The 14,906-nt window shown below is 54.0% G+C and carries 14 protein-coding genes; 5 read left to right on the top strand and 9 right to left on the bottom strand.

The window, feature by feature from the left end:
* Positions 1-26: 26 nt before the first annotated feature.
* The 4 genes from E9531_RS00850 to E9531_RS00835 form a co-directional block, all read right to left on the bottom strand.
* Positions 27-716, bottom strand: a complete 690-nt coding sequence (locus tag E9531_RS00850) for a P-loop NTPase family protein (RefSeq protein ID WP_136571845.1) — start codon at positions 714-716, stop codon at positions 27-29.
* A gap of 167 nt (positions 717-883) precedes the next feature.
* A complete protein-coding gene (locus E9531_RS00845) occupies positions 884-1,591 on the bottom strand; it encodes a glutathione S-transferase N-terminal domain-containing protein (protein WP_136571844.1) in 708 nt (235 codons plus the stop codon).
* A gap of 158 nt (positions 1,592-1,749) precedes the next feature.
* A complete protein-coding gene (locus E9531_RS00840) occupies positions 1,750-2,352 on the bottom strand; it encodes a YqhA family protein (RefSeq protein ID WP_136571843.1) in 603 nt (200 codons plus the stop codon).
* Positions 2,353-2,523: 171 nt separating this feature from the next.
* The gene (locus E9531_RS00835) at positions 2,524-3,189 is read right to left on the bottom strand and encodes a TetR/AcrR family transcriptional regulator (RefSeq protein ID WP_136571842.1); all 666 of its coding nucleotides are present in this window, start codon (positions 3,187-3,189) and stop codon (positions 2,524-2,526) included.
* Positions 3,190-3,281: 92 nt separating this feature from the next.
* On the opposite strand from E9531_RS00835, the gene E9531_RS00830 reads away from it, so the two are divergent.
* Positions 3,282-4,313 carry an SDR family oxidoreductase gene (locus tag E9531_RS00830; RefSeq protein WP_136571841.1) on the top strand — a complete coding sequence of 344 codons (1,032 nt, stop codon included), beginning with the start codon at positions 3,282-3,284 and terminating at the stop codon, positions 4,311-4,313.
* Between the two features lie 14 nt (positions 4,314-4,327).
* Here E9531_RS00830 and E9531_RS00825 read toward each other — a convergent pair whose 3' ends face one another.
* The 4 genes from E9531_RS00825 to eat form a co-directional block, all read right to left on the bottom strand.
* On the bottom strand, positions 4,328-5,599 hold the full coding sequence (locus E9531_RS00825) for an HAD family hydrolase (RefSeq protein ID WP_136571840.1): 1,272 nt from the start codon (positions 5,597-5,599) through the stop codon (positions 4,328-4,330).
* Positions 5,600-5,690: 91 nt separating this feature from the next.
* A complete protein-coding gene (eutC, locus tag E9531_RS00820) occupies positions 5,691-6,551 on the bottom strand; it encodes an ethanolamine ammonia-lyase subunit EutC (RefSeq protein WP_136571839.1) in 861 nt (286 codons plus the stop codon).
* A 47-nt stretch (positions 6,552-6,598) separates the two neighbouring features.
* Positions 6,599-7,987, bottom strand: a complete 1,389-nt coding sequence (locus tag E9531_RS00815; protein ID WP_136571838.1) for an ethanolamine ammonia-lyase subunit EutB — start codon at positions 7,985-7,987, stop codon at positions 6,599-6,601.
* A gap of 109 nt (positions 7,988-8,096) precedes the next feature.
* On the bottom strand, positions 8,097-9,503 hold the full coding sequence (gene eat, locus E9531_RS00810; protein ID WP_136571837.1) for an ethanolamine permease: 1,407 nt from the start codon (positions 9,501-9,503) through the stop codon (positions 8,097-8,099).
* 174 nt (positions 9,504-9,677) lie between these two features.
* Here eat and E9531_RS00805 point away from each other — a divergent pair, with 174 nt between their 5' ends.
* On the top strand, positions 9,678-10,748 hold the full coding sequence (locus E9531_RS00805) for a helix-turn-helix domain-containing protein (RefSeq protein WP_136571836.1): 1,071 nt from the start codon (positions 9,678-9,680) through the stop codon (positions 10,746-10,748).
* Here the strand turns inward: E9531_RS00805 and E9531_RS00800 are convergent, their stop codons facing one another.
* The gene (locus E9531_RS00800) at positions 10,749-11,393 is read right to left on the bottom strand and encodes a TetR/AcrR family transcriptional regulator (RefSeq protein ID WP_136571835.1); all 645 of its coding nucleotides are present in this window, start codon (positions 11,391-11,393) and stop codon (positions 10,749-10,751) included.
* 407 nt (positions 11,394-11,800) lie between these two features.
* On the opposite strand from E9531_RS00800, the gene E9531_RS00795 reads away from it, so the two are divergent.
* From E9531_RS00795 to E9531_RS00785, 3 genes are all read left to right on the top strand, one after another.
* On the top strand, positions 11,801-12,742 hold the full coding sequence (locus E9531_RS00795; RefSeq protein WP_136571834.1) for an ABC transporter permease: 942 nt from the start codon (positions 11,801-11,803) through the stop codon (positions 12,740-12,742).
* Positions 12,739-13,689, top strand: a complete 951-nt coding sequence (locus E9531_RS00790) for an iron chelate uptake ABC transporter family permease subunit (protein ID WP_136571833.1) — start codon at positions 12,739-12,741, stop codon at positions 13,687-13,689. Before E9531_RS00795 ends, E9531_RS00790 begins: the two co-directional genes overlap by 4 nt.
* A 158-nt stretch (positions 13,690-13,847) precedes the next feature.
* Positions 13,848-14,888: a siderophore ABC transporter substrate-binding protein gene (locus tag E9531_RS00785; RefSeq protein WP_136571832.1), complete on the top strand. Its 1,041-nt coding sequence runs from the start codon at positions 13,848-13,850 to the stop codon at positions 14,886-14,888.
* Positions 14,889-14,906: the final 18 nt, after the last annotated feature.

Below are 14,906 nucleotides of genomic sequence, written 5' to 3'. Positions count from 1 at the left end.
GGGAGCTTGAACATTGAGAAACAGATTCAAACCTCAATCTGATCCAACTCACAATACATCCGGTTGATCCAGACTTTGACGCGTTGGCGCTCTAGCAGGCCCAGCGCGTGGCCTTCGGTGTTGTTAATGGCGCTCCAGAAGCTGGAGCCGTTGTCATCAATCTTGCGCATGGTCACATCGGGCAAACGGCGCAGGTGCACAAATTGCGCGCCGCGCCCAATAGCCCGCTCGCGCAGGCCGCTTTTCTCGAACAGCTCAAATTTATCTCCACGGATGTCATTGAGCACGACCACCAGCTTGATCCCACTTTCGTTCTCGTTGAGCAATTGCTCCAGCAAGCGCACGGAATCGGCGCCCGCATCCATGACATGCCAGTAATGCAGGTCAATGCCCAGTTCTTGCGCCACGTCCACCACAGCAGAATCGGCAAACCACTTCCACAGCTGGTCGTAGGTTTGGGCAGCCAGATCGACTAAGACGCGTTGCTCAGGCTCTTGAGCAACGGTTTCCAGCACAGCATCCACGTTTTCGTAGACATCCAGTACAACGGGCGATGCGTAATCGGCGTAGTAGCGCAGCAGCGCGCCATGGGATTTATCGGAGTCAAAAGCCCGGAAAGGGATTGCTTTGTCGATCATGTATTGCGCCAAGATGCGTGCAACCACTGATTTTCCAACACCGCCTTTTTCTCCGCCAATGAAATGGATACCGCTCATGGTTTCGTCCTTGTAAGCTAGTGAATAACAGATAACGCTCAACAATCGTCCAAGCATCGTTGCAGAAATGCCCGGCGGTTGCTTTACGGTGCAGCCAAGTCAACGCTCGCAGCGCAGAAAGTCTGCTGAACCAACACCAAGCAATCTCTGTTCCAGATTTCAATGCATCATGCAGGGACAGTCAGGCCTTTTTGCACGGCGGGGCGATTGACAAAAACATCAAGCACACGCTGAACATTGGCAAAGTCGCTAAAACCGACCAAATCGCCAGCGCCATAAAAACCAATCAAATTGCGCACCCATGGAAAGATCGCGATATCTGCAATGGAGTAGGCGGCGCTGCCTTGCCCCAGCATCCAGTCTTTGCCATCCAAGTGCGTGTTGAGCACTGTCAGCAGGCGGCGGCTTTCAGCTACATAACGATCACGGGGGCGTTTATCCTCAAATTCTTTGCCTGCAAATTTATGGAAAAAACCCAGTTGCCCAAACATCGGCCCCACCCCACCCATTTGCCACATCAACCATTGAATGGCGGTGTAACGCGCAGCGCCAGCTGCGGGTAGCAGCGCACCAGCTTTGTCTGCCAAGTACACCAAGATAGCGCCGGTTTCAAACAAGGCTAAGGGGCTACCATCCGGTCCATTGGGGTCCAAGATGGCGGGAATTTTATTGTTAGGGGCAATGGACAAGAACTCGGGTGTGAACTGGTCATCCGTGGAAAAGTCCACTTTATGGGCTTCATACGGCACCCCCAGTTCTTCCAGTGCGATGGAAACTTTGACTCCATTGGGTGTTGCCAGCGAATACAACTGAATGCGCTCAGGATGCTGGGCAGGCCATTTATGGGTAACGAGGTAATCTGCAAGTGCGGTCATGGGCAGTCCGGATAAGAAAGAGGTGATGGGATGCCACTGCAGTGGCCATTTCGACAAGCGCCAAAGGCACCGAAAGCCATTGTCGTAGATGTGACCCTTGTCGTCAGGCAACAGGGCTTTCCCCCCACACGCTTCCTTTCAACTGGTTTATTGTGGCCTTAATGCCCTTTGCTTTCAGATGTTCCGTGCATCAAACGCTCGGTGTAGGCAATGGCCATGGCCGAAAGCAAGAAAGTGATATGGATGGCCGTTTGTGCAATCAGAACACGATCCGTGTAATTGTCCGCACTGATGAAGGTTTTGAGCAAATGGATTGAGCTGATTCCGATAATAGACAAGCCCAGCTTCACTTTCAGCACCGACGCATTGACGTGGCTCAGCCACTCTGGCTGGTCAGGGTGCCCTTCCAAATTCATGCGACTGACGAAGGTTTCATACCCCCCCACAATCACCATGATCAGCAAGTTCGAAATCATCACGACGTCAATCAATGCCAGCACCACCAGCATGATTACCGTCTCAGAGAGCTTGGTGGGTACTTCATCGGGCTTGTAGCCAATGTTCTCCACCAATGCAGCCAATGCGGGCTGACTGCCCAAAGCAGCCTGCACCAAATGCACCAGCTCTACCCAGAAGTGGTAGACATAAATGACTTGCGCAAGAATCAAGCCGACATAAAGCGGTAATTGCAGCCAACGGCTGGCAAAAATCAGTGTAGGAACAATACCTGTTTGCGGGGTAGTGGCGGGGTGTTTGGGCATGGGAATGTGCTCTTAAGAAAACTGCAGAACCAAAAAAGGAACGCGATCATACAGACTTCCCAATCACCCCAAACACGTCCAATTTACAACCATGCAGCGTATGCATTCAACGCAAAAAATGGGCAATCACCCATGGCTTTGATACGACCATGACCCACTCCAAGTCGTGAATCAATTCGCGTTGGCAGGTTGGAGGCGCTTTCGCGGTGAACTGCCAAGAGCCAGAAGGCCGCGCAACACCACTATAAGGGCACGCCCAGTTGCGACCCCCTCTCCCACAACTGCACGTTGTAGCGATAAACCATGCGCAAGCGCCATTAAGACAGAGGCAATCTCTTGACTCCCCAAAGGCAGGGTACAGCGGCTTTTCGTAAACACCTGTCCTATCAGTTGCGCCAAGTCAGCTTGATGCTGTAACCAGATGGCCCGGTATTGAACGGCAAACGGGCTACTGCGCTGGGCATGCAGTTGCAACTCAATGGACAACATTGACCAATTCACATCGCCATCAATAGCTTCTGCCCACTGCTCCAAGGTTTGCAAAATAGCAGAAGCGCTACGAGCAGGTTGCTCAATCAGTTGCATCAGCTGTGCCGCTTCGTTCTGCATATGCGCACGCAACATCTCTAGCAGCAAAGCTTCCTTGCTTTCAAAATTCGAATAGAACGCGCCCTGCGAATAACCAGCCACATCAGCAATATCACGAATAGACGTGCCGCCATATCCTCGCGCCACAAATAATTGCATCGCCGCAGCGATCAGTTCTTCTCGTGTTTGCGCCTGACGCTCTTGTCTGCTTATACGTGGAGCAGATTGGATCGATTTGTTTTTGTCCATACATGCAATAGTAGCACTTTCAGATTTCAGTTGACATTCGAAATAGACAACCATACATTTCAAATATCAACTGAACTTTGAAAATCCATCATATGAATATAAATTTTGAGACCGCGTTCGTAACCGGCGCTACTGGCTTGCTCGGCAACAACTTGGTCAAAGCCTTGCACAGCCAAGGGGTGCGTGTTAAAGCATTGGTACGTTCAATTGCTAAAGGACAACAACAATGCGCAGGACTGGCAAATGTTGAACTGGTGCAAGGCGATCTAAACGACGTTTCCGCTTGGGCTCCAGCATTGCGAGGTTGTGATGTGGTGTTTCACACGGCCGCCTACTTTCGAGACAATTACAAAGGGGGATCGCATTGGAATGCACTTCAACGCATCAACGTCGATGGCACGCGTACAGCACTCGCACATGCCTATGAAGCGGGCGTGCGTCGCTGGGTTCAAACCTCATCGATTGCAGTGTTAAACGGAAAGCCTGGCAGCTTGATCGATGAAAGCCACACCCGTGCAGTGGAAGATGCAGATGACTACTACCGCAGCAAAATTCTGGCTGACCAAACGGTTCTGGATTGTATGGAAGCGCATCCGGACCTGTTCGCGAACTTTGTATTGCCGGGTTGGATGTGGGGCCCTGCAGACATTGGCCCGACATCATCAGGTCAACTGCTACTGGATGTTGCCAAAGGCAAGTTGCCAGGTTTAGTGCCGGGTAGTTTCTCCATTGTGGATGCACGAGATGTGGCACAGGCACAAATAGCTGCAGCTATTACAGGCAGAAGAGGCGAGCGGTATTTGGCAGCGGGCCAGCACATGACGATGTCGGAGCTGGTTCCATTATTAGGTCAACTATGCAACGTTAAAACACCGCGCAAAACCATTCCCGGCCCACTGCTGATGGTGCTGGCAGGCATGCAGGAAATGTATGCACGTATAACAGGAAAACCCATTTTGCTCAGCCTGGCCACCGTGCGGCTCATGCGCAAAGAAGCCAATCGAACGCACTTCAACCACACCAAGAGCGAGGCAGAGCTGAAACTGCGATTCAGGCCCCTTGAAGAGACGCTTGCTGATACCCTTCATTGGTACCAAACGCACGGCTGGCTGCCACGGGGCTGAACGCCAAACGGGCTTTATTTGAGCGTTTGCGCTTGGCGCTTGCCTAGCTGTATCGCTTGCTGAGAAGGGATCAACTCACCACGGTTGTCATCTCTGCCCTGCAACAAATAAACAGCATCTGCGTGTCCATATTGGCTTGCAGCTTTGGCTGAGAGTTGGCCGATCATCGTGGAAGGGTCGCGCAAGCGGTTCACGATCAGCCCGTGTTTGAGTTCAGGAAAATCAACCAGCATGTTCTGGTCGCCTTCGCTGTCGCCCGCAATCAAAGCGGGGCCATATCCATAATGGCTAACCAAAAAACGGCGGATCGTGGCCGTTTTTCCTGGACCTTGGGTTTGGTCGTAGCCTTGACGGAACTGGGTTTGAATGCGCCCATCTGCGTCGCGCTCAAGCTCCATGGCCAATACCCGCTCTGCGGGGTTGTTGTAGCCAAACTCCGGATTGGAAGAAATTTCCTTGATCACATCAACAAACGAAGCAGAGCAAACCCACACATCCCATCCTGCACCGCGCAGAGTTTGGTAGAGCGACTGCATCTCTGGCGCCAACCTCAAGCCATTCTTCCAACTGACCGACACCACCCCCGCCTCACCAGGCAAGGCTTGTGGCGAATTCCATGTCACCTTCTCAATAGGCTGCGTTAATTGCCAACGCACGGTATCGGCAGTGAGCTGGCGCACTTGCTGTTGCGTAAGGCCTGTGAGCAGGTATGTCACCCAAGGGTAGGAAGTGGCATGGTCGAAAGTGCCACCAATGGCCTCATACAAATAACGCACTTTCGCAATGAACGCACCGTAATGGGGGCTGCGCTGCACTTGCTCCAACGATTGGTTGCCAGCCAGTCCTGCGTAGTGGCTGTGCAGCCATGTATAGCTGGCTACGATGTCCTTGGCAATGGCATCAATGCCAAGCGGTTGGCCTTGCGCATTCTTGAATTCAGCTGCAAACGGCGTCTGCGGAATATTCATGCGCACTGCGGTGTCCATTTGTGCAGGCGTCATTCCAAAGGCCAATTGCTGTAACTGGTACACCAACAGGGCTTCCTGAATATCCAGAAAAATACTGGTGTTGTCCCAATCAAATACCGCATAAGGCGGGCGGTCAGCGCGGTAATCGCGCGACGTGTTGCCCATCGCCTGAATCATCTGGCTCAGCTGGGCATGGTTAAACGCATCCCAGTTCCCAGTAGGCAACGCCACTGCTGCACCAGTGCGCAAACGTCCAGAGGCACAACCGGCAACGAGCAGTGAAGCTGCAGTGGCGGAGAGAAAAAAACGTCGATCCATAGGATGGGTCCTCAAGGTAGGCCTTATGCGATAAGGCGCGGGCTGCAGAACCGCCAACAAAGTTGGCGAGGGAATAACGAACCAGCCCCCGTCAAGGGCGTTCAATCCGAGATGGTGTTTGCAACAGAAAAAGTGGTTTCACAGGCGCTTGCTCTTGCAGTTGCGGCGCATCCGACTCGTCTTTCAGACTCACCCCTGAGCGTTCACGTTGGCGTGCCTGCTCCATCAAATACAGCAACTTGTGTGCAGCGCCGGCATAAGAAAGCCCTTCTTGCCGAACGTTGGAAATACAGTTGCGTGCCGCGTCTGTCAGCCCCACGTGTGGTGCCCAGGTCATGTAAATGCCCATGCTGTCTGGTGAGCTCAACCCAGGGCGTTCACCAATGAGCATGACGACCAGCTTCGCCCTGAGCAACTCCGCCACTTCGTCGCCCACAGCGACCCGTGCATGACGCACAAGTGTGGTCGGCCCCACCTGCCAGCCTGCCTCACGCAAGCGCGGCAGCATCTCTTTGACAAAAGGCACCGCATTTTTTTCAATCGCCAAGGACGACAAACCGTCGCCAATGACAAAGACCACATCAGGTGCTGCCTTCATGGCCATCTGCCCCAGTTGTTGGCGTGCGGCTTCGTCCAAGCGGCGCCCTTGGTCAGGGCGTTGCAGGTAAATCGCACGGGTACTCGCGGCACTGTGCACTACCGTAGTGTCCAAACCGCACTGCTGCAATTGCTCTTGAATGCCAGTCAAATCTGCCGGCCTGTGCACGGCATTGCGCGCGCGCGCATGTGCCAACTGAAATTGCAAATGCGGCGCTGTTGGCAAACTCGTGCCGACACGGCCTAAAGCAATCCGCGCTGCGGTGAATTGCCGCAAGGCCTCCCAAGGATTGGAAACCAAAGCAGACTCAGGCAATGCCGCATGCGCAGGAGATTGGTCGATGTCATCCGTCATAAAAAGGCCCTGTGTATTTGTTGGTCTAAAGGGGTCTTTGGCTGCAGTCAACCCAGACTTGCCAAGGCTTTTTGGAACGGCGCAGGCAGTTGCTTACCAAGCGACAAGTGTTTGCCCGCTTCAAAGATGCCAATGGTTTTGAGCCAAGCTTCAAACTCAGGCGCAGGCTGGCTGCCCAACACCTTGCGCAAGTACAGCGCGTCATGAAAAGATGTCGTTTGGTAGTTGAGCATGATGTCATCAGAGCCCGGAATACCCATAATGAAATTGATGCCCGCTACACCAAAAAGCGTCAGCAGCGTATCCATGTCGTTCTGGTCCGCCTCGGCATGGTTGGTGTAGCACACATCACAGCCCATCGGCAGTCCAAGCAGCTTGCCGCAGAAGTGGTCCTCTAACCCCGCACGAATGATCTGTTTGCCGTCATACAGATACTCCGGCCCAATAAATCCCACCACCGTATTCACCAACAATGGACGGAACGGCCGCGCCACAGCGTAGGCACGTGCCTCTAGTGTTTGCTGGTCAACCCCGTGGTGAGCACCAGCCGAAAGTGCACTGCCCTGGCCGGTCTCAAAATACATCACGTTGTCGCCCACGGTGCCACGACGCAAACTTTGTCCTGCCTCGTAACCTTCCTTCAACACGTTGAGGTTGATGCCAAAACTGTTGTTCGCCGCCTCTGTGCCTGCAATCGACTGAAACACCAGATCCAGCGGTGCGCCACGGTTGATGGCTTCAATGCTGGTGGTCACGTGCGTAAGCACACAAGACTGGGTCGGAATTTGGTATTGCTCAATGATGCCGTCCAGCATATGAATCAAGGTGCTGACGGCCGCAATGCTGTCAGTGGCGGGGTTGATGCCAATCACCGCATCACCATTGCCATACATCAAGCCATCAACAATGCTGGCTGCAATGCCCACTGGGTCATCAGTGGGGTGATTGGGCTGCAGGCGGGTTGACATGCGCCCTCGCAAGCCAAGGGTATTGCGAAAGCGCGTAACAACACGGCACTTGCTGGCAATCAAAATCAAATCTTGGTTGCGGCAGATTTTTGAAACGGCAGCCACCATCTCGGGCGTCAAGCCGGGGGCAAGATCCGCTAACGTTGACTCAGAGGCCAAGTCCGACAACAACCAGTCACGCAGCCCCCCTACAGTAAGGTGGCGCACAGGTGCAAATGCCTGCGCATCATGCGAATCGATGATCAGCCGCGTCACTTCATCGCTTTCATAGGGAATCAGCGCCTCGTTGAGAAACTGCACCAACGGCACCTCTGACAGCGCCAGCTGGGCTGCCGCACGCTGTTCATCATTGCTGGCGGCGACTCCAGCAAGGTAGTCACCTGAGCGTGCAGGCGTGGCCTTGGCCATGAGTTCGCGCAGAGAGTCAAAAACATAACGCTCGCCCCCTGCGGTATAGGTATATGGCATGTCAAACTCCACTCATTTCGATCCAACAATCCATGGCTTTGCTCCACCACCTATGTAGAGCAAAGCCCATGCAGCACGCAGGCATCACCCATGCGCCGGTTTCAAAGTTTTATGCCTCTTCACCGGGCGCCCCTGCAACCAAATGGTGGCGGCTGTACAGCGCAAAATACGCCACAAAAATGGCATACACCACTGCCGCACCAATGAGCACGCGCGGGTCAACCAAGAACCCTGCAACCACAGCAATGCATGCCAGCACTAAAGCAACACCGGAAGTGAAAGTGCCGCCTGGGGTGCGGTAGCCACGCGACAAGTTCGGCTCTTTCACGCGCAGCCAAATGTGCGATGCCATCATCATCACGTACGAGATCGTGGCACCAAAAACAGCAACCAAAATCAGCAAATCACCTTGCCCTGTCAAGGACAGCAAGAAGCCGATCACACCGGGAACAATCAAAGCCCAATACGGTGTTTTGCGATAACTGGTCAGCGACAGCGAGCGCGGCAAATAACCTGCGCGAGACATGGCAAACACGAGTCTGGAGTAGCCGTAAATGATGGAGAAGAAGCTTGCAATCAAGCCCGCCAAGCCCACGAAGTTGATGAAACGACTGACCATGTTGGGGCCTCCGTACACGAGGGGGGACTCCAGTGCCTCAACCAATGGGTTGCCCGACTCCATCAATGCTTTGGAGCCCGCGCCACCGGGGCCAAGCACCAAAATCAATACACAAAACAGCACCAGAACGAAAATCGCACCGATCAAGCCGCGCGGTAAATCGCGCTGCGGATCTTTGGCCTCTTCAGCGGCCAGCGGCACGCCCTCAACCGCCAGAAAGAACCAAATGCCATAAGGAATACTGGCCCAAATACCGATATAGCCAAACGGTAAAAAGCTACTGGCACCTACAGCCTCGGTGGGCGGAATATCAAACAGGTTATTGACATTGAAGTGTGGAATCATGGCGAACACAAACACCACCAACGCCACTACAGCAAGAGCTGTGATGACAAAGATCAGCCGCAAAGCTTCCCCCGCCCCCCAAATATGAATGCCTAAAAACACCACATAGAAAGCCAGATACACCATCCAGCCATCAATCCCAAAAAGTGACTGGCAATACGCACCAATAAAGGTTGCAATCGCCGCAGGAGCAATGGCGTACTCCATCAAGATAGCCACGCCGCATAAGAAGCCACCCCACGGCCCAAACGCTCGCCGTGCAAAGCCATAACCGCCGCCAGCTGTTGGTGCAATCGTGGCCAACTCAGCCAAAGCAAATGACATACAGGTGTACATAGTGGCCATCAACACCGAGGCAATCATCAGCCCACCCCAGCCACCTGTTTTCAAGCCAAAGTTCCAACCAGCGTAATCACCTGAGATCACATACGCTACGCCCAACCCGACCAGCAGCATCCAACCTGCTGCGCCGCGTTTAAGTTGTCGACTAGAAAAATACTCCGCGGACTGCGGATTGACGCGCACTGCGTCTTTTGTTGAAGGCTCTGTCATAAAGGCATCCTTTTACCGCTCATGCGTTGGTTGAGGTGGCCTCATATTGCCCAGCAAGCTGAGCCTGATCTATCCGGTTTTGGCAAACCCGTAAGCAGAAACCTTTATTTACGAAAGTGCAGTGGCGCGGCATAAATATTGCTCTCAGAGACCCCACACAACGGACTCTTGCGCATGACTACTAGCCCATCTGCCACTACAACCCCTTCCCCTCGCCAGGCCGCCTCACTCCCGCAAGCTGCGCGCACCATGCATGCGCAACAGAGCGCGCACTGCAACGATGTCGATGAGCAAGCGGCCCTATTGAACGGTTGGAATCAACAATATGAACAACTCTCTTGCGGGGCGTTCAAGGGGTCTGTTTCGACCATGCAGATTGGTCCTATCCAACTCATTCACGAGTTCACAAACCAAGCATTGCACCAAACAGGAGCACTCTCTGCGGGCGCCATCGCCATTGGACTACCCAACGACTTGCCAGGAACAGCCATGTTTTGCGGCCAAACTTGCCACGACAAACAAGCCTTGATTTTTTCTGGTGACGCGCCATTTGAATTTGTCTCTCCAGGCACCACTCGGATGCTGGATGTAGTCATTCAAGAGCAGGATTTACAGCACTACGTCACCCACGATGAAATGCAAGCTTTGCACACTGGCCTACAAAAACCCCACCCTTTGGCTATTTCACCCTTAGCACGAGAGCAGTTTTTAGGCGTATGCGCAGACGTTCAGCAATGGCTTGCTCCGTCAGTCGAATCTGCGCCAGAACAGACGCCAAACAGCAATGCCCCGTTGCAGTCGCACAGCCCACTTTACGCACAACAACACCAAGCCATGGAACGCGATATGGGCCAAGCCGTCGCTACGCTGCTGCTCGACGGCGTACTGGCCAATATGCCAGACGACTCCATCAGCTACCAACGCCGCGCAGAGATCGTGCGACAAACACGTGAACGGGTCATGAGCAGTCCTGCAGAAGAGACCGTGACCGTGGAACAACTCTGCCAAGAACTAGGCATCAGCCGCCGCGCACTGCAATATTCTTTCACGCAGGTGCTTGGCATTTCCCCTCTGGCCTATCTGCGTGCCATGCGCCTCAATGGTGCACGCCGAGCGATTAAGCACAGCACCAGCGTGGCCGATGCTGCCACGGCGTGGGGCTTTTGGCACTTTGGTCGTTTCTCGCAAGACTACAAGGCACTGTTTGGCGAACTGCCCTCACAAACATTCAAGCGTTTTCATTGATCAACTCTGCGCGCCAAGTGCTGCAGCGCTCGGCAAATAGCCAGCATCGAGCATTGCCAGTGCGCCCACGATCAAGGCCTGCATACCTTGGTTAAGTTCCTCTTCCATTTCCTTTTCCTCGACCGCACGGTCTGCGCCCGTCATGGGCTCGCGACTGGCCACCGTATACACGGTATCTGCCACGGCCATGCAATGAAAAGCCACCGTCGCCACGAGCCAGCGCGACTGCTCCTGCCCTAACCCATAGGCTTGGGCGATATGGCGCTGGTGGCTGAGGATTTTCTCGATCATGGACTCTGTCGCCGCTGCGCGGCGAATCACATAAGGCGTCAGCCCCGGATGCGCTTTGATGAATTCACGTACAGCCTGGGTGAATGCCACCAAATAGTCCTTCAGCGGCATGTGGTGCGCTTGACTGGCTTGCGGTAGCTGCCATTGATTGAACATTTCTTGCGCGACCAAAAGCTTGAGCTCTTGCAAATTGGCCACATGCTTGTACAGCGCCATGTGGCTCACCCCCAGCGCTGCGGCTACGCCCACAAAGGTGATGTTGGGCAAGCCCAATTGCATCCCAGCTTCACAAATTTTTTCACGTGTGATGGTGCGGGGGCGTCCGCGTTTGGCGGGGCGCTCTGGCGATTGCATTGCTGACTCCTGTGCTGACCAAACGAGTCACTTTAACGGCATTTCAACGCACAATTAGTTTATTCATAGAAACTAATTAATTTTTTAGTTTATAGTAATGCAATTAATTATTGATTGCGTTCACTCGACTCACTTCAACACCTGCTCATCCATAGCGCGAAAACAACAAGCAGCGGCGGCGGCAAGCGACGGTCTCAAAGCCATTGCAGTTTGCCGGTGCGCTTGTAGTCGCCCAACACATTGCACTCCCCCCTTCATTAGCGGATCCCATTCGATTTGGTTTTAAAGCCAACCTAACCTGCACTGATCATGGTTTTATTACGTTCATCTCCCACACCACGCAAGGCTGCTGTCCTGCGTTTTGAACAACCGATCGGTGCATTGTTTTCTGCCTCCGAGAGCATCTGATGCAAGCCAAATCTTGGGGACTTTTTGCAGTTTTATGTGGTGCATCGTTGTTGGTCGGTGCGCGCGAGATCAGCTGGACGCAACTGCTGACTTTTTCTGACGACGCATGGTTGACGTTGACTGCCAGCCGTTTCCCTAGGCTGGTTGCACTGGTTCTTACAGGCGTGGGCCTATCAGTCTGCGGCGTGATCTTGCAGCACATCGTGCGCAACAAATTCGTAGAGCCTGCAACCTGTGGCGGCCTGGATGCAGCAAAACTCGGCATTCTCGTGGCGCTAAGTCTCATTCCCTCATCCAGCGCCCTCATGCGCATGCTGTTCGCATTGCTCTTTTGCTTTGGTGCCAGTTGGCTCTTTGTGGCTCTCGTGCAGCGCATGCGCACACCAAACAGCGTGCTCATTCCAGTGCTTGGATTGATGTATGGCGGCGTACTCAGTGCCGTGGCCGAGTTCTATGCCTACCGCAACAACATCCTGCAAAGCATGCAAGGCTGGCTGCTGGGGGACTTCTCAAAAGTAGTACAAGGGCACTACGAAATCATTTACCTGATCTTGCCCATTGTGGTCATTACCTACTGGTATGCCCACCGTTTCACGGTTCTTGGTATGGGCCAGGACATGGCCCGCAATCTGGGCGTGAACTACCATGCCATCGCAGCGTTGGGCTTATTGTTGGTTGCGGTGACCGTGGCTGCCACTGTCATCACCGTTGGTGCCATTCCATTTGTAGGCTTGGTGATCCCAAACTTGGTAGCACTGCGCTATGGCGACCATTTACGCAATACTTTGCCCATCGTCGCCGTATCGGGGGCAAGCTTGCTGTTGGCGTGTGACCTCGTTGGGCGCTTGGTCATCTATCCATTTGAAGTGCCCATTGGGCTGACAGCAGGCGGGATCAGTGGCGCCTTGTTCCTGCTTCTGATCGTCAGGAGGCTTCGATGAAGCGCCTGCCTGTCATGGTCATCGCATGCACCACGGTCATTGTGCTGGCTGTTGCCTTTGTATTCATCCGCGCAAACTGGGACTGGCACTACGTGATCCCCAATCGTCTCATCCGCTTAGGCGCCATCACACTGGGTGGCGTGTGCGTGGCCTGCTCCAGCATCACGTTCCAAACCATCACCAACAACCGGATTCTTACGCCCGCCATCATGGGCTACGAAGCCATTTACCTGCTACTCCAATCGCTACTGGTGCTGTGCATGGGCGCCAGCAGCATCGCATTGTTGGGCATGCATGGCAATGCATTATTGTCCATTGCTGCCATGCTGACGTATGCATGGGCTATGCACCGCTGGCTGTTTAAAGCAGGAAGCAGCAACGTCTACACCTTGCTCTTGATTGGTCTGGTCCTCACGATGGTGATCAGTACCTTCACACAGTTTGTGCAATTGGCTATCAGCCCGGGGGAATTCTCCATCCTGTTGGGCCATAGCCAAGCTTCATTTCAAAAAATCCAGCCTGAGCAACTCGCAGTGGCTGCTGCATTGGTGGCCATTGTCTGCGCCTTGCTTGCTCTGACCTTGCCGCAACTTGACGTTCTGAGCTTAGGTCGAGAACACGCCACCAGCCTGGGCTTGAACTACCACCATGCAGTACGACTGCAACTGGCCTTGATGGCTTGTCTGGTTGCCATCTCAACCAGTCTTTTGGGTCCTACAGCATTCATGGGCATCTTCGTCGCCAATACCGCCTATGCACTGGCCGGCACGTTTCACCACCGCATCACCTTACCGCTGGGCTGCGCCATTGCCATTGGCGCGTTTTTATTGGCGCAACTGGCGGTCGAGCACCTCTTCAACTACCGCACCAGTGTGGGCATTTTGGTGAACCTGGTATGTGGTTCTTGGTTCCTTGCACTGATGCTGCGCACACGGACTGCCACATGATCAAAGTGCAACAAGCGCGAAAAGCCTGCGGCGCCAAGCCAATGCCCGCAGACAGACCTTGGCAGCATGGGCAGTTGTATGGCCCCTGGATACCGAGAGACCACACGCACCCCGCGTGACTCTATGCGCAATTCCTTTTACGTCCATTGAAAGCAGGCATGACTACTCACTTCACTTTCCTTTCGCATTTATCAACCCGATACCGCCATCGTCTGCTGGCCAGCGGTCTATCTGCCTGCATGCTGTTGTTGGGGTGTGACCAACAGGCGCCGGCAGCTGCGCAGGAACCGCAGCAAACACCTGCCCCTGTCCAAGTCACTGCGGCCTACAGCCCCATTACGGTTGAGCACCAACTGGGCACGACCGTCATCGATAAATTGCCTCAACGCGTGGTGGCACTGGACATGAACGAGGTGGACTTTCTCGATCAACTGGGTGTGCCGGTTGCAGGTATGCCCAAAGACTTTGTGCCGCACTTTCTGCGCCAGTACCAAACCATGAATGAAGTGCAGGACACCGGCGCCATCGTGCAACCCAATCTTGAGCAAGTCTACGCAGCCAAACCAGACTTGATCCTGATCACCTCGCTTCAAGCCAACCATTACCAGGAGCTCAGCCGCATTGCCCCCACCATCCACTTCGATGTGAACTACCGCGACAGCCAGACTAACCATATTGCGGTGGTGAGGGAGCATTTGCTTACCCTAGGTCGCATCTTCAACAAACAGGCCTTGGCACAGCAAAAAGCCGAGCAGCTAGACGCGAAAGTCGCACAAGCTCGAAACCTCATCCAAGATCGTCCAGAAAAAGCCCTCATCGTGCTGCACAACAACGGCGCATTCAGCTCTTTTGGTCTGCAATCACGCTATGGCTTTATCTTCAATGCCTTAGGCGTGCAGTCAGCCAGCCCTGCTGTTGAAACTGGGCTGCATGGGCAACCTATTTCCAGTGAATTCATCAGCCAAGCCGATCCTGACATTCTGTATATCGTGGACCGCACGGCCGTCATGGAAAAACGGCCCGCACTCAACGCAGACAGCCTGGCCAACCCACTGCTTCGCCAAACCAAGGCGTGGAAGAGTGGGCGAGTCGTATTCGCCGACGCGCAAGCCTGGTACGTCACAGCTGCCAGCCCAACGTCCTTGCAATTGATTATTGACGACGTGATGCAGGCCTACCAACGCCCGACTCAACCATAACCCCGAGAAAGACACGCG

This window comes from Lampropedia puyangensis, assembly GCF_004833285.1.
Classification (GTDB): Bacteria; Pseudomonadota; Gammaproteobacteria; order Burkholderiales; family Burkholderiaceae_C; genus Lampropedia; species Lampropedia puyangensis.
Note: the sequence above shows the minus strand (reverse complement) of the source record. Positions and strands in the feature narration are given on the sequence as shown.